At 72.5% G+C, this 19,751-nt stretch carries 20 protein-coding genes and 1 pseudogene; 10 read left to right on the forward strand and 11 right to left on the reverse strand.

Annotation, left to right across the window (positions count from 1 at the left end):
• Positions 1-7 precede the first annotated feature (7 nt).
• The 4 genes from FREUN1FDRAFT_RS02445 to FREUN1FDRAFT_RS39410 form a co-directional block, all read right to left on the reverse strand.
• On the reverse strand, positions 8-1,270 hold the full coding sequence (locus FREUN1FDRAFT_RS02445; RefSeq protein ID WP_006538350.1) for a patatin-like phospholipase family protein: 1,263 nt from the start codon (positions 1,268-1,270) through the stop codon (positions 8-10).
• Positions 1,271-1,526: 256 nt separating this feature from the next.
• Positions 1,527-1,895, reverse strand: coding sequence for an FKBP-type peptidyl-prolyl cis-trans isomerase (locus tag FREUN1FDRAFT_RS02450; RefSeq protein ID WP_006538351.1), 369 nt, complete (start codon positions 1,893-1,895; stop codon positions 1,527-1,529).
• 10 nt (positions 1,896-1,905) lie between these two features.
• Positions 1,906-2,646, reverse strand: coding sequence for an HAD family phosphatase (locus tag FREUN1FDRAFT_RS02455; protein ID WP_232295011.1), 741 nt, complete (start codon positions 2,644-2,646; stop codon positions 1,906-1,908).
• 169 nt (positions 2,647-2,815) lie between these two features.
• On the reverse strand, positions 2,816-4,405 hold the full coding sequence (locus FREUN1FDRAFT_RS39410) for a helix-turn-helix domain-containing protein (protein WP_006538353.1): 1,590 nt from the start codon (positions 4,403-4,405) through the stop codon (positions 2,816-2,818).
• A 501-nt stretch (positions 4,406-4,906) separates the two neighbouring features.
• On the opposite strand from FREUN1FDRAFT_RS39410, the gene FREUN1FDRAFT_RS02465 reads away from it, so the two are divergent.
• Positions 4,907-5,206, forward strand: a complete 300-nt coding sequence (locus tag FREUN1FDRAFT_RS02465; RefSeq protein WP_006538354.1) for a DNA glycosylase AlkZ-like family protein — start codon at positions 4,907-4,909, stop codon at positions 5,204-5,206.
• Here the strand turns inward: FREUN1FDRAFT_RS02465 and FREUN1FDRAFT_RS02470 are convergent, their stop codons facing one another.
• From FREUN1FDRAFT_RS02470 to FREUN1FDRAFT_RS02495, 5 genes are read right to left on the reverse strand one after another with little or no spacing between them, the layout of a single operon-like run.
• Positions 5,207-5,701: an SRPBCC family protein gene (locus tag FREUN1FDRAFT_RS02470; protein WP_006538355.1), complete on the reverse strand. Its 495-nt coding sequence runs from the start codon at positions 5,699-5,701 to the stop codon at positions 5,207-5,209. It lies immediately after the preceding gene.
• Between the two features lie 54 nt (positions 5,702-5,755).
• On the reverse strand, positions 5,756-7,195 hold the full coding sequence (locus FREUN1FDRAFT_RS02475) for an FAD-dependent oxidoreductase (RefSeq protein WP_006538356.1): 1,440 nt from the start codon (positions 7,193-7,195) through the stop codon (positions 5,756-5,758).
• Positions 7,192-8,205 carry a carbohydrate kinase family protein gene (locus tag FREUN1FDRAFT_RS02485; protein WP_006538357.1) on the reverse strand — a complete coding sequence of 338 codons (1,014 nt, stop codon included), beginning with the start codon at positions 8,203-8,205 and terminating at the stop codon, positions 7,192-7,194. Before FREUN1FDRAFT_RS02485 ends, FREUN1FDRAFT_RS02475 begins: the two co-directional genes overlap by 4 nt.
• Positions 8,202-8,885: a class II aldolase/adducin family protein gene (locus FREUN1FDRAFT_RS02490; protein WP_035948981.1), complete on the reverse strand. Its 684-nt coding sequence runs from the start codon at positions 8,883-8,885 to the stop codon at positions 8,202-8,204. Before FREUN1FDRAFT_RS02490 ends, FREUN1FDRAFT_RS02485 begins: the two co-directional genes overlap by 4 nt.
• 9 nt (positions 8,886-8,894) lie before the next feature.
• Positions 8,895-11,075, reverse strand: coding sequence for an MFS transporter (locus FREUN1FDRAFT_RS02495; protein ID WP_006538359.1), 2,181 nt, complete (start codon positions 11,073-11,075; stop codon positions 8,895-8,897).
• Between the two features lie 179 nt (positions 11,076-11,254).
• Between FREUN1FDRAFT_RS02495 and FREUN1FDRAFT_RS02500 the strand changes: the two genes are divergently transcribed.
• The 4 genes from FREUN1FDRAFT_RS02500 to FREUN1FDRAFT_RS02515 all read left to right on the forward strand — a co-directional run bounded on the left by FREUN1FDRAFT_RS02500 (position 11,255) and on the right by FREUN1FDRAFT_RS02515 (position 13,768).
• The gene (locus FREUN1FDRAFT_RS02500) at positions 11,255-11,947 is read left to right on the forward strand and encodes a TetR/AcrR family transcriptional regulator (protein WP_006538360.1); all 693 of its coding nucleotides are present in this window, start codon (positions 11,255-11,257) and stop codon (positions 11,945-11,947) included.
• A 145-nt stretch (positions 11,948-12,092) separates the two neighbouring features.
• Entirely contained in the window at positions 12,093-12,680 is a 588-nt protein-coding gene (locus FREUN1FDRAFT_RS02505; protein WP_006538361.1) for a DUF6529 family protein, read from the forward strand.
• Positions 12,681-12,697: 17 nt separating this feature from the next.
• Positions 12,698-13,144, forward strand: a complete 447-nt coding sequence (locus tag FREUN1FDRAFT_RS02510) for a Rieske (2Fe-2S) protein (protein WP_006538362.1) — start codon at positions 12,698-12,700, stop codon at positions 13,142-13,144.
• A 15-nt stretch (positions 13,145-13,159) separates the two neighbouring features.
• Complete coding sequence (locus tag FREUN1FDRAFT_RS02515; RefSeq protein WP_006538363.1) at positions 13,160-13,768, forward strand: FHA domain-containing protein; 609 nt, start codon at positions 13,160-13,162, stop codon at positions 13,766-13,768.
• Positions 13,769-13,789: 21 nt separating this feature from the next.
• Here FREUN1FDRAFT_RS02515 and FREUN1FDRAFT_RS02520 read toward each other — a convergent pair whose 3' ends face one another.
• Entirely contained in the window at positions 13,790-14,044 is a 255-nt protein-coding gene (locus FREUN1FDRAFT_RS02520) for a hypothetical protein (RefSeq protein WP_006538364.1), read from the reverse strand.
• A 120-nt stretch (positions 14,045-14,164) separates the two neighbouring features.
• On the opposite strand from FREUN1FDRAFT_RS02520, the gene FREUN1FDRAFT_RS02525 reads away from it, so the two are divergent.
• The 5 genes and pseudogenes from FREUN1FDRAFT_RS02525 (at position 14,165) to FREUN1FDRAFT_RS02535 (ending at position 18,308) form a co-directional block, all read left to right on the forward strand.
• Complete coding sequence (locus FREUN1FDRAFT_RS02525) at positions 14,165-15,403, forward strand: MFS transporter (protein WP_006538365.1); 1,239 nt, start codon at positions 14,165-14,167, stop codon at positions 15,401-15,403.
• A gap of 184 nt (positions 15,404-15,587) precedes the next feature.
• Positions 15,588-15,971, forward strand: coding sequence for a DUF2510 domain-containing protein (locus FREUN1FDRAFT_RS40940; protein WP_232295012.1), 384 nt, complete (start codon positions 15,588-15,590; stop codon positions 15,969-15,971).
• Between the two features lie 46 nt (positions 15,972-16,017).
• Positions 16,018-16,842 carry a hypothetical protein gene (locus FREUN1FDRAFT_RS02530; protein ID WP_006538366.1) on the forward strand — a complete coding sequence of 275 codons (825 nt, stop codon included), beginning with the start codon at positions 16,018-16,020 and terminating at the stop codon, positions 16,840-16,842.
• A gap of 194 nt (positions 16,843-17,036) precedes the next feature.
• Positions 17,037-17,147 (forward strand): annotated as a pseudogene (locus FREUN1FDRAFT_RS47875) (GNAT family N-acetyltransferase); the annotation flags it as partial.
• A 174-nt stretch (positions 17,148-17,321) separates the two neighbouring features.
• The gene (locus FREUN1FDRAFT_RS02535) at positions 17,322-18,308 is read left to right on the forward strand and encodes a nuclease-related domain-containing protein (protein WP_006538367.1); all 987 of its coding nucleotides are present in this window, start codon (positions 17,322-17,324) and stop codon (positions 18,306-18,308) included.
• 335 nt (positions 18,309-18,643) lie between these two features.
• Here the strand turns inward: FREUN1FDRAFT_RS02535 and FREUN1FDRAFT_RS02540 are convergent, their stop codons facing one another.
• The gene (locus tag FREUN1FDRAFT_RS02540) at positions 18,644-19,597 is read right to left on the reverse strand and encodes a TauD/TfdA family dioxygenase (RefSeq protein WP_006538368.1); all 954 of its coding nucleotides are present in this window, start codon (positions 19,595-19,597) and stop codon (positions 18,644-18,646) included.
• Positions 19,598-19,751 lie beyond the last annotated feature (154 nt).

Genomic DNA, 19,751 nt, shown 5'->3' on the forward strand with positions numbered 1-19,751 from the left:
AGCAGTGCTATTCCGGCGACTTCTTCGTGCTTCTCGTGCTTCTCGTGCCTGTTGTGCCGGGACCGGCGGGAGCGCGTTTGCCGCCTGTGCGGCGGGTTTGGGCGGCGGGTTTGGCACCGGTGGCGGATGTCGTCGTGTGGGCCGACGTCGCGGAGCGTGGAGCCTTCGAGGAGGCGGCGGCTTTCGCGGCTGTGGATGCTTTCGCGGTGAGGGAGGCCGTCGCCGCGGCTGACGTGGCGGCGTCCACCGCGGCCGCGGCCTCCTGCCCGCGCAGGGCGGGATCCAGGAGGAACGCGGCGGCAGCCGCCTGGCCGCGGTGGAGCAGCATCTGCCGCCCGGCCGCGCTGAGCCCGAAGTCGGTGATGCCGACGCCCGAGGTGTCGATCTCCATCGTCCGGTAGCGCACCCCGAACCGATCCATGTGGGTCTGGTCGTGCCCGACGAGGGCGGTGGCGACGACGGCCTTCAGTAGATCCAGGGGCGCCGGGGTCGGGAGAAGGCGCAGCAGCGGCGAAAGGTCCCCGAGGCCTCCGGGTAGATCGGGGAACAGGCTGACACCGATGGTGGGCCAGCGGGCGGGCTGCCCGTCCGTCCGGTCGAAGATGTCGATGGGGAAGTTCGACAGGACGCCGCCGTCCACGATCGTCGACGTGGTGCCCTCCAGCGGATTGTGCAGGGTGCACGGCTCGAAGTAGAACGGGATCGACGCCGACATCCGCACGGCGTCGGCGACGAGCTGGGTGTCCGGGTCGAGCCCGAGGCGGGGGTAGTCCCACGGCAGGCGCAGCAGGCGGCCGTGGGTGACGTCGGTGGCCATCACCACCAGCCGGTAGCGGTGCTCGGCCGGCAGGTTCGCGTCGGCACCCCGATCGTGTCGGCGCAGCTGGCCGAACGTGGTCACCCCGAGCCGGTCGAGCTCCTGGTACATCCAGCCGTGCAGGTAGTCGCCCCGGTAGGCCCCGCTCCGGGTGGCGAGGCCCAGGCTCTCGCTGATGCCCGGCAGCCAGGGCGGCATCCGGTCGGGGACCCGGGAGAGGTCCAGCCGGTCGATGGCGGACCGCAGGCCCGCGCTGTCCGCCCCGGCGGCGACGAGCGCGGCTCCCACGGCACCGACGGAGGTACCTGCCGCCCGTTCGAACGTGTAGCCGGCTTCGAGCAGGTGCATCACCGCCCCGGCCGTCGCCAGGCCTTTCACCCCGCCGCCCTCGAGAACGAGATCGGCTCGGAGCGCCGCCTGCGAGGGCGGCGACGACCGCGATGCACTGGGCACGTCCGGCCAGCCTCCCTCGAGTCGCTCCCGCCGGCGGCGGGGCGACGGCCGCGGCTGGCCGGCCGGCCGGTGCCGTCCGGGGCGTTCGACGGCAGCCCGGACGGCTGCCGTTGCCCGCTCCCGCGGACGATGTCGCGGCCGGGCCCCCGAGGCAAGGCGCGGCCCGTTCCCGCGTTTGCGCCACGCACCCGCGCAACGGTGTGCGGCGTGGACAGAACCCGGCGAGAACGGGCCGGCGGGACGAATGCCCGGCGCGTCAGTTGACGCTGAGCAGGTCCACCACGAAGACGAGGGTCTCGTTGGGCTTGATCTGGCCGCCGGCGCCCCGGGCGCCGTAACCGAGGTGCGGGGGAATGACGAGCTGGCGCCGGCCGCCGACCTTCATGCCCTGCACGCCCTGATCCCAGCCGGAGATCACCTGGCCGGCACCGAGCCGGAAGCGGAAGGGCTGACCGCGGTTGTACGAGGCGTCGAACTCCTCACCCGAGCTGTGCGCGACGCCGACGTAGTGGACGGAGACCGTCTGCCCCGCGGTGGCCTCGGCGCCGTTGCCCACGGTGATGTCCTGGACGACCAGGTCGGTCGGCGGGGTCGGGTCGACGAAATCGATTTCGGGCTTCTCCATAAGCCCCACCCTAGTGAGCGGCCCGATGTTCACCCGCGACCGAGGTCGGCGGTGCGGTCGGCGCGGCCCGCCGCGCGGTCGGTGCGGCGGGCGGAAGGCCGAGCACGCGCCGCAGATGCGGGGCGGTGAGATCCCGGACGGTGAGGTGGGAGGCCAGGACGAGCTGCGGGCGCCCGGGCACGCCGATGACGTACATGCCGGCGGCGCGGGCGGCGTCGACCCCGGGAGGTGAGTCCTCGATGGCGATGCTGCGTGCCGGCGTCGCGCCGAGCGCGGCGCAGGCCCGCAGATAGATGTCGGGATGGGGTTTGGGCTGGTCGGCGTCCTCCCCGCCGAGGACGGCGGTGAAGGCGTCGGTCAGGCCGGCGCCGGCCAGATGCTGGTGGACGAGATCGCGGGGGGCGCTGGAGGCGACGGCCAGTGGGTAACCGAGCGCGGCGAGCTCGCGCACCAGGTGGACGGCCCCCAGCCGGGCCGGCGCGCCGGCGGCGAGCTCGGCGGTGACGAGGTCGAGGATGTCGCCGATCAGCCTGCTGCCGTGGTGGTCGGGGACACCGAGCGCGGTGGTGAGGACGCGGCCGACGACGGGCAGCGGCTGGCCGATGAGCGTGTCGTGATGGTCGGGGGTGAAGACACGGTCGTGGTGGCCGAACAGGGTGGTGTAGGCCCGGTGCCAGCAGATCTCGCTGTCGACCAGGGTTCCGTCGCAGTCGAACACGACGGCGGACGGCGGCTGCGTCGGTGGCGTCAACGCGCTCTCCTCCATGCCGGTGGGTGCGAGGCCGGTGGGTGCGGGCCGGACGGACGCCGCGGGCGCCGTCCCCACGGACCGTAGCCGGAGGGTCCGACATTCCCGGGAAACCGGCAAGGCCGCCGATGGGTCCGCCGCGCCCTGGCACGTCACCGGATCGGCGTCCGGTTCAGGGCACCGACCAGAGCCGGGTGGTGCGGTCGATGCCCGCGCTGGCGAGGGTGTGGCCGTCGGGAGCGAACCGCACCGACAGCACCCAGCCGTTGTGGCCGGTCAGCGGATGGCTCAGCGGCTTCGGGCGGGCTGGGTCGGAGACGTCCCACAGTCGGATCGCCGCGTCGAAGCCTCCGGTGGCCAGGGTCCGGCCGTCGGGGGAGTAGGCGAGGGACCAGATCCGGTTGGTGTGCCCGCGCAGCGGACCGGCGAGCAGACGCGGCCGCGCGGCGTCATCGAGGTTCCACAGCTGGACGGAGCCGTCGGCCTCGCCGACGGCGAGCACCCGGCTGGCCGCGGCGGGTGGCCGGCCGTCGGTGGTGCGCGCCGGGCCGTCGGTGGTGGGCGCGGGCTTGCTCGGAGCGAACGCCACGGCGTAGGCGGGCGTCGGCGTCGCGGGCCCCGGCGGCAGCCTGCGCGGCGCGTGCCGGTCGGAGACATCCCACAGCAGGATCGTGTCGCCGTTGCCGCCACCGGCCAGGATCCGGTCGTCGGGGGAGAAGGCCACCGAGGTGACGTACGTGGTGTCACCGGAAAGCTGGGCGGTCTGGCGCGGGGTGCCACTGCCCGCCAGGTCCCACAGCCGGACCGTCCGGTCGTCGCTGCCGGTGGCGAGGGTGCGCCCGTCGGTGGAGAACACCACCGACCAGACGGGTTTCGTGTGCCCGGTGAGCGCCTGCCCCGCCGATGTCGGCTTCCTGCGGTCGGTGACGTCCCAGAGCCACACGTTGCCCTGCCAGTCGCCGCCCGCGAGGGTCCGCCCGTCGGGGGAGAATGCGACCGTGGTGACACCCGCCTGCGGCCCGGTCAGTTCCAGCGCGAGGCGCCGGGGCGACGCCCGGTCGGTGACGTCCCACAGCGCCACCTCGCCGTCCCGGTTGCTGGTGGCCATCAGCTGCCCGTCCGCGGAGAACACGGCGGACAACGCCCAGTCGCCGCCCGCGGTGAGCGGACGCCCGAGCGGATGTGCGGCAGGCCCGGCCACCGCCGCGTCCTGGTCGGGCAGGGCCGTCACCACCACGGCCGCGCCGGCGGTGCCGAGGAACAGCAGGACGGCCGCGAGCGCGGCACCACGTCGCCGACGCCGTGGGCCCGGCCCGAGCCCCAGCGCCGTCCGCAGGCTCCGGCGGCCGCGGCCCGCCTGCGGACCGGACGCCCCAGGCGTGGCCGTCCCGTGCGCGGATGGCTCGTGCTCAGGCGGCTCGGGCGGGGATTCGGGCCCGGCCGGATTCCCGGCGGGCCGCTCCGGGGTGCTCGCGGGCTGGCCGTCATTCAGGGGAGCGTCGGCCGGCCCGGTGCCTGAAGGAGGCACGTTGGCGCCTTCCCAGAGCCGGAACAGCCGGGCGATCTCCTCATTGTCGGCACCGCACAACCGCGCGATGCGTTCCAGCGTTCCGAACTCCACCGGAATCGTCCGGCCGGTGCAGTAGCGGTGCACGGTGGACTTGCTCGCGTTGACTCTCCGGCCGATCCATTCGTAGTTGCGGCCGCTGCGCCGCTTCAGCTCCGACAGGAGGGCACCCAGCTCCTCGGAGTGTTTTGCCATCCGGACTGGCCCCCCAGCAAATGCGCACGGTGTCGAACAGTGGACATCCTGTTACCGTCGGGTCGCGTCAGTGACGGACCACGTCCCACATCGCCAAGATTACCGCAGGTCAGTGCGGGTCGGTCGTCCCATCCCGCGCCTCCGCCCCGGACGCGTTGTCACGTGCGCCGCGCGGCTGACACAATTTCGGGCGGGCTCCGGTGGCCAGAACATCCGAGGGTGTCCCGAAGGAATTCCAAAACGTGTGATGTGAAGTGTGGAAATCCACCTCGGACTGCGGAGGAACTGGCGCGAGGGAATTTGTTCCGGCGGGCGTGAAGAAGTCGAGAAGGAATATCCGTGAAACGGCTCGCGCCAGGCGCCGGCCGTGTGCAGCCACGGCCGTGGCCACCTCACCTGGATGGCCGGCACAGGCCCGGCGCGACCGTCCGGCCGGGCACACCGGCGCCCGGGCACCGGTGCCGGGTGCCCCAGGCCTGTGGTCATGCCATCGGGGGTGGCATGACCACGGACCCGGGGCACCCGGACCGTTTCCTGCAGGCTCGGGACAGGGCGTTGCTGGTCGGCGACCGGACTCGGGCGAAGGCGCTGTGGCCGGTGCTCGGCCGGCCCGGCGCCGTGCTCGTCGGCGGGGAGGTCGCCGGCCTGTGGCGCCCGCGGCAGACCGCCGGGAAGCTGCGGCTGAACCTGACGATGTGGCGCCCGCTGACCCAGGTCCTGCGTGCCCCGATCGACGCCCAGGCCGAGCGGGTCGCCGCCTTCCGGCAGGTGCGGCTCGTCGGCTTGGAGGCTGTGGACTGATCAGCCGTTGTGCCCTTCGTGCTCGTCGCCCTCGGCGATGATCAGATCCTCGAGGGCTCGCATCGACGTCTGGAACGACCGGCGCAGGCCGGGCTGTTGCAGGCGGTCGATGAGCCGGCCGATCGGGCCGAGGCCAGGCCGGTAGCGCACCGTGTAGGTCAGCCTGGTGCCCAGGCCGTCGCCGACCGGGACGGGCTCGACGTCGAACACGTTGGTCATGTCGTGCATCGGCGCGAAGCCGGTGCCGGTGTCGACCCGCCGCCGGGGTGGATCGAGCTCGCGGACCGTCCAGGTCGATCGGGTCGTCAGCGGGCCGACGGTGCGGTTGCGTTCGGAGTAGGTGCGCCCGACCGTCGCCTCGCCGTGGTGGTCGGTGACCTCCAGAACTCCGGCGACCCATTCTGCGTACCGGCCGGTGGCGCTGAGGACCTCCCAGACCCGCTCCGCCGGAACCGCGAGAACGGCCGTCTCGCTGACCTCGCTCACCTCACTCATCTCGTTGCTCCTCGCGGTTGCTGGGCGGTTGGTGGTGTGGCACGTGATCCTGGGTCAGTCCGTGGCGGCGAGGATCGCCTGGGCGGTGTCCCGGCCCGAGCGCACCGCGCCGTCCATGTAGCCGTTCCAGTAGTCGGCGTGTTCGGCACCGGCGAAGTGGACCCGGCCGAACGGCCGGTCGCGCCAGGGCCCGAACGCGGTCAGCACCCCCGGGGCGGCAATCGCGGTGGGGCCGCCGAGAGTCCACGGCTCGGCCGTCCAATCCTGCTCGAAGTAGGACCGGGGCCGCAGCGCCCGCCTGCCGACGACCTGAGCGAACGCGCGCAGCACGGCGCCGCGGCGCTCCCTGGCCGGCCGGTGCGCCCACGCCCGCCACTGCGGGCCGCCGAGGAAGCCCATCAGCACCCCCGGGCCGCCGCCGTCGCCGCTGCCGTCGCCGGGCGGCGAGTTGTCGAACATCGAACAGACCGTCGACCCGGCGCGGAACACCCCCTGGCCGCTGAGCCCGTCGGCCCGCCAGAACGGCTCGTCGTACACGGCCTCGCACTTCGCCAGCGCTCCGAAGGACAGCCGTTGGAACAGGGCGTCCTGCTGCGGTGGCAGCCGCGGGGACCAGGCAAGCCGCGAGGCGAGCACCGGTGGGGTCGCGACCACGGCGTGCCGAGCCGTCCACGTGCCGCGCTCCGAGCGCACGGTGACCGACCGGTCGCCCTGCTCGATGCCGCGTACCGGTGTGCCGAGCTGCACCCGCCCGTCGAGCCGTTCGGCCAGGCGCAGCGCCAGCAGCTGGGAGCCGCCGTGGAAGCGCAGCTCCTGGGCGCCGCCCGCCCCGGCGATGCCCCGGTCGATCGTGCCGGGGTTGCGCTCGTCGCCCATGCCGGCGATGTAGTGGAGGCTGAACAGCAGGGACGCCTCGGCCGCCGTCCCGCCGTAGGCCGAGCCGAGGAAGACGTCGACCAGCTCCAGCCCGCCGGTGCCGGCCGTGACCCGCCGCAGCCAGGTCGCGAAGGTCATCGCGTCCCAGCGCCGGGCGTGCCGGGCCGTCCACGGCGCGTCGATCGGCACCGTGCGGGCCAGCTGGTTCATTCGGGCCATCGCGAGCCCGAGGCCGGGCAGCGCCAGCGGGTCCGGCGGGATGTCGCCGCCGAACCGGCGAGCCCGGCCACGGTGGACGTACACGCTGGCGCCGCGGGCGTAGGCGGGGAACGTCGCGACGCCGAGATCGGCGGCCAGGCCCAGCACCTGGTTCTGGGTGGGCCCGACGAACTGCCCGCCGGCCTCGACGACCTGCCCGTCGCCGAGATCGTGGTTGAGCAGGCGCCCACCGACACGGTCACGGGCCTCCAGCACGATGACGTCGCGGCCGGCGGCGGTCAGCGCGTCCGCCGCCGTCAGCCCGGCGAGGCCGGCGCCGATCACGGCGACGTCGACCCTTCTCGGCACGCTGACCGGAGTTCCGCCCACGGCAGCGCCGGCGGTGGCACCGCTGGTCATGGCCGTACCGCGTCCGCACCGCCGGGAAGCGCCGTACCGCCGGGAAGCGCCACGGTGGCGACGGTCGCGGCGAACTCCTCGACGGTTCGCAGGTCGAACTCGCCGTGGTCGGTGCCGAGACCGCCCGCGGTGAACGCCGCGCTCGCGCAGCCGAGCACGGCGGCCTCCCGTGGCGTCCGGCCGAGCGCGAGCGCGCGCAGGAACCCGGCGGAGAACGAGTCGCCGCAGCCGGACGTGTCGACGACGTCGACCGCGAACGCGGGGATGCGGTGCACCTCGTCGGCGGTGACGACGACGGCTCCGGCGGCACCCGCGGTGGCCGCCACGCAGCCCACACCGCGGGCGAGCAGTGCCCGGCAGGCGGCGACGAGATCGGGCTCGCCGGTCCAGCCGAGGACCTGCTCATCATTGGGCAGCAGGTAGTCGACGTGCGGGAGGGCGCCCGCGATCCAGTCGAGCATGCCGGGGTCGGCGGGAGCGAGCGAGTCCAGCGAGGTCGTCACGCCGTGCTCGCGGGCGAAGGCGAGGATCCGGCCGGCGGCCTCCCCACCCATGAACTCCGGCCCGCCCAGATGCAGGTGGGTGGCGGCGGCGATGGCGTCCCACGGCGCGTCGTCCGGGCCGTACGTGCCGTTGGCGCCGATCACATGGAACGCCGGCCGCGATCCGTCGGGGCGGATCGGCAGCACGCTGGCGGACGTCTGCGCCCCGTCACGCCGCACGATCAGCGACGTGTCCACCCCGGCGCGGCCGAGCAGTGCGAGCAACTGGTCCCCGATCGGGTCGGTGCCGACGGCACCGGCGCTGCGCACCCGCGCGCCCAGCCGGGCGAGCACCAGCGCGGTGCCCCCGGCGGGGCCGGCGGCGGACACCCTGATCTGGTCGACCAGCAGCCCGTCCTGCCCGGCGGGAATGCCCTCGACCGGGCGCACGAGCGTGTCGAGCACATGCGCGCCGAGCGCCACGACGTTCATCTCGCGCGGTGCGTCCGGCTCGGATGTCGCGGTCATCGTGGTGGACGCTCCTCGGCTGCGGTGGGATGTGCGGACCGGGTGGTGCCGTAGCCACGCTGCGCCGCGGCGTTGATCACCGCCAGCTGTGCGTCGGCGTCCAGGGCCTTCGGGGTGCCGATCGCCGCGGCGCGCCAGTACAGCTCGCAGGCCCATTCGAGCAGCTCGGTCTGCTCGACGGTGCCCTGCAGGGTGGCGGCATGGGTGACCGCGCCGTGATTGGCCATCAGCGCGGCGGCCCGTCCGTCCAGAGCCGCCAGCACGGCCTCGGCCAGCTCGGGCGTGCCGAACGTGGCGTAGGGCGCCACCCGCACGCTGCCGCCGAGCAGCAGCATCTGGTAATGCACGCAGGGGACCTCGTCGACGACCAGGCCGACGGCGGTGCTGAGCGGCGCGTGGGTGTGCACGACGGCGCCGGGATCGTAGCGGCGGTAGATGCCCAGGTGCAGGGCGAGCTCCGAGGTCGGGGCGAGGTCGCCGTGCACGATCCGGCCCTCGAGGTCGACGACGGTGACCTGCTCGGGGGCCAGCTCCTCGAAACGGGCCCCGGTCGCGGTGATCGCGACCTGCCGTGCGCCGACGCGCATGCTCACGTTGCCCGCCGTGCCGACGACCAGGCCGCGGGCGGCCAGGCTCCGGCAGGCCGCGGCGATCTCGGCCCGCGCGGCCTCGATGTCCATCGACGACACCTAGTCCTCCTCACGTGGCTGCTGCGCGGGCGGAGCCTGCGCCGTCGACGGCGTGGCGGGCGCGGTGAGGCGGGCGAGCTCGCTGTCGACGACTGCCTGGTGCTCGGCGGCGATCCGGCGTGCGGTCCGCGGCCGCCAGGCCCCGACCATCAGGAAGATCATCGGAATGAACACGACCTCGCCGGCGACCGCGATCCAGAAGTAGGTCTGCCACTGACCAGGCGAGTCCTCGGCGGCCTGCTGCACCCGCGGGCCCTGCTTCTCGAGGTAGCGCAGGACGTCCTGCACCGTCGGGTTCTCCAGTGCGGTGCCGTACTCGTCGAGGAAGGCGAGGTCGGCGGCGGGCACCGCCGCCAGCGCCGTCAGATCGTCGGCGGACTTCAGGACCGCGACGCCGTCGGAGAGCAGGAAGCGCAGGTCGTCGCCGGGCAGTGCGAGCAGGGCGGTCAGCCGGGCCTGCGCCTGCTCCGGAGCGAGGCGCAGACCGGTGGTGAGCTGGTCGGCGGCCTTCGCCCGCACGGCGGGGTCGGTGGAGTCGGCAGGACCTGCGGGGTCGGCGACCAGCGACTGGCGGGTCGCCGGGTCGAGTGCCCGCAGCGCGGCGGTCTCGTCGACGTGTGACTCGCTGAGGAGAACCGCTCGGACCACATCGTCGACGCTGCGCCCGGACAGCTCGCTGACGGCGCCGGCCTGGACCATCAGATCGTCCGGCTTCGCGGTGAGCGCCTCCTGGGTGGCACGGCTCAGCGCGCCCGCGGTCGTGATCTCCGCCTGGTAGCGCTCGGCCAGCGTCTGCGCCCGGTCGACGATGCCGGGATCGGCGGCGACCGCCTTGACCACGGCGTTCTGCGCCGCGTTCAGGCGCGGGTCGGTGCCCGCCACGATCGCCTGGACTGCCGGTCCGTCCTGCACCAGTGGGTTGACGGTGGTGACGACATACGGGAGAAGGAACGTCGACAGGGTCACCACGGTGCGGATCGTCAGCCCCCACACCGACAGCCCGGTCGCGGTGAGCGCCGGGTTGCGCCGCTCCACCGTCTCGGTGAACCCGGCCATCCACGGCCCGAACGCCAGCCCCAGCGAAAGCCCGAGTGGGACGAGGATCGCGACGAACGTGTAGTAGCTCGTCCCGGACTGCCCGGTTCGGTCGATCAGCAGCAGCGTGGTGACGATCGCGCCGAGGGCGCCGACCAGCATGAACGGCTTGCGCACACCGAGCCGGTCCGAGCACAGGCCGATCAGGATCAGTGCCACGGTCTGGGTTCCCCACATCCAGTTCCCGAGCGCGTTGGCCTGCGAGGTGGAGAAGCCGAAGACGGTCTGGAAGAAGATCGGGAAGAAGCCGACCGCGACGAAGTAGATGAACAGGAACACGCTGATCGCGATCGCCGAGCCGACGATGTCGACGTGCAGCATCTGGCGGTAGGGGCGGCGCAGCGCCGCTTCGACGTCCAGCCCGCGGGCCCGCGCCTCGACCAGCGCGCGGTCGCGCTCGGTGACGAGCACCTGGTCGCGCAGCGTCGGCGCGAGCTCCCGCAGGAACAGCAGCGACAGGACGAACACGCCGAGCCCGACGAGCCCGGCGATGACGTACTGGTCCTGCCAGTCGTGGATCTCGTCGGCGGTGTTGCTCACCACGGCGCTGGTGACGAGGCTGCCGGCGACCGGGCCGATCGTCCAGAACCCCATCGCGGTGGCGCGCCCCACCTGGGGGCTGAAGTCCCGGACGAGGGCGGCCGTCGCGACGAGCACGGTGCCCTCGAACGCCCCGAGCAGGGTGTAGCAGACCGCGACCGCCCACGCACCGCTGGCGAGAGGGAAACCGACCAGGCAGGTCAGCGCGCAGAGGAGCACTCCGACGGTCACCACGTTCGCCCGCCCGTAGCGGTCACAGACCCCGGCGGCGACGGACGTCAGCGCGCTCGCGAGCGCCGAGACGACGTTGATGTTGACGAAGAAGCGGAACGACATCCCGGTGCTCTGCAGCACCTGCTCGCTGACGCCGCTGATCAGGTAATACTGGTAGTAGAACAAGATCGTCGTCAGGACGGCGATCGACAGGTAGGTCAGCCGGGCCCGGTGGGCGGGGAAGTGGGCAAGCTCGCGCCGCCACAGGCGGGCGAACCCGGTGGCCGGGTCGTCGGAGCGGGGCGACCGGCCGGTGTACGTCGCAGTGCTCATCGCGCGTCCTGTCGGTGGTGGTCCGTCCCGGGCTGGGCCTCGCCGGAACGATGCGCGGGACATTAACCTGAAACTGATTCACCTTCAAGTACGTCATTCGGTGCGACCAGGACATCGGTCGCGACCGGCTATACCGGACACACCAGACACGCGACAGGACATCAGGAGGCGACACGGCGATGACGGCACCCGACGGCGAGGCCCTCGCCACGGCACGGCTCCCCTCGCTGCGTACGACACCGCAGCAGGCCCGCGGCCGGGCGAAACTGGCCCGGATGCTCGCCGCCGCCGACCAGATCATGGCCACCGAAGGCGCCGACGCGGTCACCACGACCAGGCTCGCCGCCGAGGCCGGCATCTCCGTCGGCACCGTGTACCGCTACCTGCCGCACCGCGGCGCCGTCATCGAGGCGCTGGCCCAGCACTACCTCGGCCTGCTCGAAGCCCAGCTCGAAGCCCTGATCGGCGCGTTCGAAGCTGGCGAGTGGGGGCGGGCGGACCTCGTCGGCGACGCCGTCGACGCCTTCGCCGACTTCTACCGCACCCACCCGGGCTTCCGTGCCCTGTGGTTCGGCCGGCACCTGACCGCCGAGACCCGCGAGCTCGACCGCGCGCACAAGCAGGCCATGGCCAGCCGGCTCGCCGTCCTCGTCGCGCAGGTGACCGGCCTCGACGGCGACGACCTGCCGCGCGTGAGCCAGGTGCTGCAGCTGGCGACCGACGCCGTCATCCAGGAGGCGTTCCGGGCCGACCCGAACGGGGACGAGGAGCTGCTCCGTGCGCTGAAGACCATGCTTCGCGGCCATGTCGCGGAACTCCGGACGGGGTCCGGGGGCCGGTGGTCCGCACATCAGCCCGACCACGCTGGGTGATCTCCCGGGACCTCGCCGAGACCGCCGACGCCGCAGCACCTTTTCTTTTCCTAGGGTTGCCTGTCGTCCGATTGACGCTCCCGCGTTCGAGTTCGTCTTTTCCTGCATAGTTCGCCGAACATGATCCTTGTCCGAAGGGGGGCGGATGGAGCTCGGCGTCAAGACCGACGGCTCACGCTCAGGGGAGAAGACACACTCAGCCGGGGCCGGCTTCGCCGTGGCCTTGCTGGCAGGCGCCGCGGTCGCACTCTCGCTGGGTGTGTACGCGAAGGCCCACGACCCGGCGGCGCGTCCGTTGTTCACACTCGGCTTCTCCGGAATGCTTCCGATGAAGGCGTGGCTCACCACCGCCGCGGCGGTGCTCCTCCTCGTGCAGCTCACGACCGCACTGTGGATGTGGGGGCGGCTTCCCGGCGCTGGCAGCGCTCCGGCGTGGACGGCGCCGGTGCACCGGTGGAGCGGCACCCTGGCCTTCGTGCTCACGCTACCCGTGGCGCTGCACTGCATCTGGGCGCTCGGGTTCGCCAGCGACGAGACCCGCACCCTCGTCCACAGTCTCGTGGGCTGTGGGTTCTACGGTGCCTACGCCGCGAAGATGCTGGGTCTGCGGACCCGCCGGCTGCCCGCCTGGGCCCTGCCGGTCCTCGGCTCCACGGTTCTCCTGTGCCTGCTCGTGCTCTGGCTCAGCGCGTCCCTGTGGTTCTTCACCCGCCCCGACATTCCGAAGTTCTGAGAGAGGCCGACAGAGACATGGCACAGGAAGCAGCGACACGGCGTGCCGTGCTGCCCGGCCTCGCGGTGACTGTGGTCGCGGCGGCCGCCGGCTACGCGGTGGCGGGGAGCAGCAGCGCGGCGGACGCCAAACCCGCTACCGCGGCTGCCAACGGCGGTGGGACCGCGCCGGGCGCCCAGGGCGTGCTCGCCCAGCTCGCCGACGTACCCCAGAACGGAGGGCTGGTCCTGCGCGACTCCGGAATCGTCCTGACCCGGGACGGCGGGGACAACGTGCAGGGGTTCTCCGCGGTCTGCACGCACCAGGGGTGCACGGTCTCCTCGGTCGCCCAGGGCCAGATCATCTGCCCGTGCCACGGGAGCAGGTTCGACGCCGCCACCGGTCAGCCGGTGGCCGGCCCCGCCAGGAAACAGCTGCCGCCGGTCAACGTCAGCGTGCGTGATGGTGCTGTCTTCGGTGCCTGAGAGGGAGACGGACACGTGAATCTGACCAGCATCCGGGTGATCACGCCCGAGGGCACGGTGGAACTGAGCCCGGACCGTTCGCACGTCATCGGCCGTGGCCGGGAGGCCGACGTCTCGTTGGCCGACACCAAGGTCTCCCGCCGTCATGTCGAGCTTGTCCCGGAGCCGGGCGGGTGGATCGCCCGAGACCTGAGCACCAACGGCATGTGGCGGGACGGAACCCGGACCCGACAGGTGGTCGTCCACGGTGAGGTCGTCCTTCACCTCGGCGGCGCAAGCGGCCCGCGGATCGTGCTGTGGGCGCCGCAGCCGCGGCCCGAGCCCCACCCGAGAGACGCTCGGCCGGCACCGCCGGTGAAGGACAACTCCGAGGCCCAGACCGTTCTCGCCGGTTCGGGCGCCCGGATGGCGCCGCCACCCCCGGCGGTACCTGCCGGTGCCTTGGCCGGGGCTCCCGGCGGCCTGGCCGGCCCGGCGGGCTCGCCGCCGCCACAGCCGGCCGGCGCGCCCGCGGGGACCGGAACCCCGACGCCCGCTCTGGCTGGTCTGCTGCGGATGCTGCCGACGCTGATCTGGCTCGCGGCGGTCGGCTTCACCCTCGGAGCCTTGGCCGCGCTTTCCTGACCGGCGTCCGCGGGCCCGCTCTCAGCCGGCGGGCCCGCTCTGCGCCGGCGGCCCGCCCCGATCGACACGGCCTTCCCACCGGAAGATCCTGTGCAGCTCGCCGGCCGGCGCCGCCCGGGCCAGGCTCGTGGTGGCGCGATACAGATGGCGTGAGCGATCGGCCATCACGACCTCGAACTCCGCGGCCTGCGCATCGCCGAGCCGTCGGCCGTCGAGCGGGCCGCCCTCCGCCACCGCCACCGAAGGCACTTCGGTGCTCGCCGGATCGACATCCATGATGTGACTTTCGCAGGCGTCCGGCCGGTCGGGTCGGGAACGCGGGATTCTCGGGGAGGATCTGGAGCACGGGCGGTCGTCCCCCGCCGCCGGCGGCGGTCGGCCGCGTGGAGGAGGACCGTGAACCCGTTCCGTTCGCTGCGCGTGCGCAACTTCCGGCTCTTCGTCGCCGGTCAGATCCTCTCCGTCGCCGGCACCTGGATGATGGTGGTCGCTCAGGACTGGCTGGTGCTCGACCTGAGCGACGACTCGGCGAGTGCGCTCGCCGTGGTGACCGCGCTGCAGTTCACCCCGTCGCTGCTGCTGATGCTGGTCGGTGGCCGGCTCGCCGACCGTTACGACAAGCGGCTTCTGCTCACCGCGGCGAATGTCGCCTCCGGTGTGGTGGCGTCGGTGTTCGCGGTGCTGGTGCTCAGCGGCGGTGTGACCCTGTGGCAGATCCAGCTGTTCGCGCTGGCGCTGGGTGTGGTGAGCGCGGTGGAGACCCCGACCCGGATGGCTTTCATCAGCGAGCTGGTCGGGCCGGAGCTGCTGCCGAACGCCTCGGCGCTGAGCGCCGCGTATTTCAACGTCGCCCGGGTGGTGGGGCCGGCGCTGGCCGGTGCGTTGATCGCCGCCGTCGACGCCGGGCCGGTGATGCTCCTCAACGCGGTGAGCTACCTGGCGACCGTGGTCGGGCTGCGCATGATGCGTCCCGAGGAGCTGCGCCGGACCGCACGCCCGGCGGCACGGGCCCGGATCATCGACGGGGTGCGCTACGTGCGGTCGCGCGAGGACCTGCTGCTCCCGCTGGTGCTCGTCGGGGCGGTCGGCCTGTGCGCGATGAACTTCCAGCTCACGCTGCCCCTGCTGGCCAGGACGGTGTTCCACACGGACGCGGCCGCGTTCGGCCTGCTCACGACCGCCTTCGCCGGCGGGTCGCTGCTGGCGGCGCTGGTGACGACCGGGCGCCGCACCCGGCCGTCGGCGGAACTGGTCAACGGCGCGGCGCTCGGTCTCGGCGTGGTGATGACACTGACCGGCTGGGCCCCGACGTTCGCGACCGCCGCCGTCGGCCTGTTCGCCACCGGGTTCGCGGTGATCTTCTTCGCGCAGGCGGCGAACCACCGGATCCAGCTCGGCAGCGACCCGGCGTTCCGCGGACGGGTGATGTCGATCTACTCGACCATCATGATCGGTTCGACGCCGCTGGGCTCGCTGCTGGTCGGCGCGCTGGCCGAGGCGGTCAACGCGCGGGCCACGATGTGGTTCGGCGGAGCCGCTTCTCTGGTCGCGGTCGGCGCCGTCCATGCGGCCGGCCGCCGTGCCCGCGACGGTCGTCCACTGCCCGAACCGGCCGAGCTCGCCCAGAACGCATAAGGCCGCGGACGTCGCCGTACTGTTCTGATTGCTTCCTCGCAATCTATGGATTTTCCGTAGTGGATGTCGCGATCGAATCGTGATCAGCTGAATCCGGACACCCCATCCCAGGATGGGTTTTCGGGCTCGCCTGCGCCCTACACTCGGCCGCTATGTCGCCTCGCACGGTTGCGAACCGCGGCCGGTGACCACACCGGGCGGCGGGCCCGCCGCACCCGGCTGGTATCCCGACCCGCAGGGGCGCTTCGCCCACCGCTATTTCGACGGCAGCGGCTGGACGGACGAGATCGACGACGGTCGCGGCTGGCACGGGCCCGAGTCCGGTTGGCCGGTACAGCTCCGCCCGGGCCCCGGTCCCGGCGCGGGTGGGGGAGGGGGCGGGGGCGCCGGCGGTGGAGGGGACGGGCCGAGCACCGCCGGCGTCACGGTGGTGCTGCTCGGCGCCCTGACGATGGGTGGTCGCGGTCGGGATGGTGATCACCGTGGTCGGTGCGTTCCTCCCGCGGCCCCGGGCACCGCAGCTCGATCCGTTCGGCCCCCGGTAGCGGGGGCCGAGGTGCGCGGGTAGCGTCCGGCCGGGTCGTGGGCGGCTCGCGAGTGGAGGACGATGCGCCATGGGCACAAGGGTCGACGAGATCGCCGATGGCATCTACCGGATCTCCACCTTCTTCCCCAAGGTGGCCGGGCCGGCCGGGTTCACCTTCAACCAGTTCCTGATCGCCGCCGAGGAACCGTTGCTGTTCCACACCGGTATGCGGCAGCTTTTCCCAGAGGTCTCCGCCGCGGTAGCCCAGGTGGTGCCCGTCGAGCGGCTGCGCTGGATCGCCTTCGGCCACCTGGAGGCGGACGAGTCCGGCGCCATGAACGAGTTCCTGGCCGCGGCGCCCCGCGCCCAGGTCGCGCACGGCCAGCTGGGCTGCGAGATCTCGCTGCGTGACCTCGCGGACCGCCCGCCGCGCTCGCTCGCGCACGGGGAGGTCCTCGACCTCGGTGACCGGCAGGTGAGCCGTCGGGCCCGCCATTTCGACACGCCGCACGTCCCGCACGGCTGGGACTCCCGGGTGTTGTTCGAGGAGACCACCCGAACGCTGTTCTGCGGGGATCTGTTCGCCCAGCTCGGTGACGGCCCCGCCGTCACCGACGACGACCCGGCCGACCTGGTCGAACGCTGCCTGGACGCCGAAGCGGCCCTGCGGCAGACCTCCTGCCTGACGGCGGCGACGTCCACCCTGCGACTGCTCGCCGAACTGGAACCGCGCACACTCGCCGTCATGCACGGGACGTCGTTCCGCGGCGACGGCGCGGCGGCGCTGCGCGGGCTCGCCCTCGGTCTCGAGGAACGGTTCAGCCCGGAGGCCGAGTTCGCCTGGCGGCCGAGTGTCTTCGCCGCGCCCGGCGGCACGGGGCACCCGCAGGTCGTCGACGCCGTCCGCCGCTAGATCCGCTCGGCGTGGTCATGCCCTGCGTGCTGCGCCTGGAAGGTCAAGGGGCTGCCCGCCCCAGTAGATCGGCCCGCGTGGGGTCAGCCGACGCGCGGGAACGGGAAGGGGGCCTCACCCGCACCGCGGTGACCGTTCTGCGACGGTAGGGCCGTGAAAACCCCGCATCCGCGCCAGCCCGGGTATCCGCTGCGGGGCGGATTCGGGATCACGTTTTCACGAATGGCGCCTGGCGGGACAGCATCCTCTACTCGTTGCTTCAGCCTGAATGGGAGGCCGCGGGTCGCGGGTCGCGGTCGAGATGACAGGGAAGCCCGCGCTTCGGGTCGGAGCGAAAATCGCGCTTCGGCACCTGTGTCGGCTCCGGGAGGATAACGTGATGCGGCCGGACAGTTCATGGTTGTTGGGCGGGTGGCCCCGGTCGAATCAGGCGGCGGAATTCGCGGCCCGTGCTGTGGGCAGTTGTTGGAGGGCGATGCATGGATGAGCTGCTGGTGCGCCTGTGGAAACGGTACGGGCAGCACAGACTCTATGTGAATCTTCCGGATGGCAGGAGCGTCGCCTGCTTCGACCATCTGACCGGTCAACTCACGATGCTGCTCGACGAGGTGGATCGCGACGCGGTGCTGGCGGTGCTCGCGGCCCACGGGGTGAGTGTGTCGGAGTCCGCGGTGCCCGTCACCCCCGTCGGCCCGGCCGAGCCGGACGGCCCCGCGGAGCCGGTCGGGCCGGATCTGCCGGGCGGAATGGCTGTGCCACATGGGCCGTCCAGGAGTGGGGTGGGCAGGTCGCGGGCGGAGCGGCGGATCGCCGACCCCGCGGCCGTGAACCTCCCGGCGGCGACGGCACACCCGATGGACCTCGCAGCCCACCGTCCTGGCGAGGCGGTCAGCGCGAAGCTTCGCGAGCTGCGGCCCGGGTTCTGGCGAGCGCTTGCGGACCGCCTGCTGCGGCGCGTCCGGCCGGAGACGGAAAGCTGGCGCACGGGGCTCGCCGGCGAACAGATGGTGGCGGCGGAGCTGGAACCGCTCACGGCCCGCGGCTGGCGGGTGCTGCATTCGATTCCGTTACCGCGCAACGTCGATATCGACCATCTTCTCATCGGTCCGGGCGGCGTCTTCACCATCAACACGAAATACCATCGCGGTCGACGAATATGGGTGGGTGACGACGCGGTGCGGGTGGGCGACGGGTTTCATCCGTATGTGCTGAAAGCCAGGGCGGAGGCGGTGCGTGCGTCCGAGGCGCTGAGCCGTGCCTGCGGTTTCGGTGTTGGCGTCGCCGGAGTGCTGGCTTTCGTCGAGGCGGAGAGCCTGACGGTCGTGCCGTCACTCACGGATGTCCTCGTGGCGCACCACGACGATCTGCGCCAGGCTTTTGACGGCGTCGCGGGCCGGTGGACGGCCGAGGATGTCGAGCTGATTTTTTCTGTCGCGCGTGACCGGTGTACCTGGCCGGTGGTCTGATCAGACCCACCAGGCCGCAGGGCCGGCGACACCGCAGGTCGGATGGTCTTCGTCTCCCGCGGTGGCGGGCTGCCGTGACTTGGGCCAGGACCGCCGACGAGATTGGCTGGCCGAGGTGTTCGGGCGCGAGGGCGGCCGGGCGCCGGGGATGGGTCCGATGCCGGTCGGTAGGCGGCCCGGCAGCCCGGCGACCGGCTTCTCCTTCTTCTTCGGCAACGGCGCGGACAACGGCCCGGTGTGGTTCGGCGGTGCGGGCGGCGCCGGTGACCCGCATGAGCCGTGGCGCGGCTGGCACGGCTCGTCGGGCGTTCCAGCTGGTGAGGGCTGGGTGCGGGTCAGGCCGCGATGGGGGAGAAGTGTGAGGCGTCGCCCTTGAGCGGGCGGCTGGGGGTGCCGTCCACGCTGACCGGGATGTCGCCGGCGAGGGTGATGCGGTGCAGGCGGCGGGGCTGGTCGTCGTAGTCGGCGATCGCGTAGTGCTGGGTGGCCCGGTTGTCCCAGATGGCGATGTCGCCGTCGCGCCAGCTCCACTGGACGGTGTGCTCCAGCCGGATGACGTGGCGCTGGAGCAGGTTGAAGATGTCCTGCGAGTCGCGGGTGGACAGGCCGACGATCCGGCGGACGAAGTGGCCGAGCAGCAGGTTGCGCTCGCCGGTCACCGGGTGGACCCGCACGACGGGGTGCTCGGTCTCGTACTCGATGTGACCGAACTCGGCGCGGTACGCCTCCTCCTTGACGTCGATGCCGCCGATCGCCTTCTCGGTGCGCTCGGCGGCGTAGTCGTAGAGGTTCGAGTGGACGGCCCACAGCCGGTCGGCGAGGGCCTGCAGCGCCGGGTTGAGCGTGGAGTAGGCGTGGGCGGTGTTCGCCCAGGTCGTGGTGCCACCGTAGGGCGGCAGCGTGACCGCCCGCAGCACGCTGGCGGACGGGATGCGGTCGACGAACGTCACGTCGGTGTGCCAGCTGTTCGCCTTGCCCTCGGCCGCGTCGATCGGCAGGACCGAGTTGTCGGCCCCGGTGACGGTGGGGTGGGGCAGGGTCGGGGTGCCGAGCAGGCTGGCGAAGGCCCGTTGGGTCGCGTCGTCCGCGTGCTGCTGGCCGCGCAGGAAGACGACCTTGTGCTCGACGAGCGCGCGCTTGATCTCGCTGACGGTCGTCGCGTCGAGGTCGCCGCCGATGCGGACACCGCCGATGACGGCGCCGATGTTCGCCGAGACCCGGTCGACGGTGATCGAACGGTACCCGGTGACCGCGGCAGTCTCCCGGTACGCGCGCAGCTGTGTGGTCATCTCCGCTGGTCCTTCCTGGTGGGGGTGCCCGGTCCTGGTTGGGGGGACGGTACCGAGCTAACAACCCCTTCTCGATCGGACTGATGGGTAAAGTGAAGTAGGCAACAAAATGGTGATGTCGCTTGACTGTTCCGGTGTCGCGGCGTTTGTATGC

The organism is Parafrankia sp. EUN1f (assembly GCF_000177675.1).
Taxonomy (GTDB): domain Bacteria; phylum Actinomycetota; class Actinomycetes; order Frankiales; family Frankiaceae; genus Parafrankia.

Bases quoted from the DNA above. Each gene is read 5' to 3' on its own strand.
- FREUN1FDRAFT_RS02450 (WP_006538351.1), bottom strand. From the start codon at position 1,895: ATGGAGAAGCCCGAAATCGATTTCGTCGACCCGACCCCGCCGACCGAC.
- FREUN1FDRAFT_RS39410 (WP_006538353.1), bottom strand. From the start codon at position 4,405: ATGGCAAAACACTCCGAGGAGCTGGGTGCCCTCCTGTCGGAGCTGAAG.
- FREUN1FDRAFT_RS02465 (WP_006538354.1), top strand. From the start codon at position 4,907: ATGACCACGGACCCGGGGCACCCGGACCGTTTCCTGCAGGCTCGGGAC.
- FREUN1FDRAFT_RS02470 (WP_006538355.1), bottom strand. From the start codon at position 5,701: ATGAGTGAGGTGAGCGAGGTCAGCGAGACGGCCGTTCTCGCGGTTCCG.
- FREUN1FDRAFT_RS02475 (WP_006538356.1), bottom strand. From the start codon at position 7,195: ATGACCAGCGGTGCCACCGCCGGCGCTGCCGTGGGCGGAACTCCGGTC.
- FREUN1FDRAFT_RS02485 (WP_006538357.1), bottom strand. From the start codon at position 8,205: ATGACCGCGACATCCGAGCCGGACGCACCGCGCGAGATGAACGTCGTG.
- FREUN1FDRAFT_RS02490 (WP_035948981.1), bottom strand. From the start codon at position 8,885: ATGGACATCGAGGCCGCGCGGGCCGAGATCGCCGCGGCCTGCCGGAGC.
- FREUN1FDRAFT_RS02495 (WP_006538359.1), bottom strand. From the start codon at position 11,075: ATGAGCACTGCGACGTACACCGGCCGGTCGCCCCGCTCCGACGACCCG.
- FREUN1FDRAFT_RS02500 (WP_006538360.1), top strand. From the start codon at position 11,255: ATGACGGCACCCGACGGCGAGGCCCTCGCCACGGCACGGCTCCCCTCG.
- FREUN1FDRAFT_RS02505 (WP_006538361.1), top strand. From the start codon at position 12,093: ATGGAGCTCGGCGTCAAGACCGACGGCTCACGCTCAGGGGAGAAGACA.
- FREUN1FDRAFT_RS02510 (WP_006538362.1), top strand. From the start codon at position 12,698: ATGGCACAGGAAGCAGCGACACGGCGTGCCGTGCTGCCCGGCCTCGCG.
- FREUN1FDRAFT_RS02520 (WP_006538364.1), bottom strand. From the start codon at position 14,044: ATGGATGTCGATCCGGCGAGCACCGAAGTGCCTTCGGTGGCGGTGGCG.
- FREUN1FDRAFT_RS02530 (WP_006538366.1), top strand. From the start codon at position 16,018: ATGGGCACAAGGGTCGACGAGATCGCCGATGGCATCTACCGGATCTCC.
- FREUN1FDRAFT_RS02535 (WP_006538367.1), top strand. From the start codon at position 17,322: ATGGATGAGCTGCTGGTGCGCCTGTGGAAACGGTACGGGCAGCACAGA.
- FREUN1FDRAFT_RS02540 (WP_006538368.1), bottom strand. From the start codon at position 19,597: ATGACCACACAGCTGCGCGCGTACCGGGAGACTGCCGCGGTCACCGGG.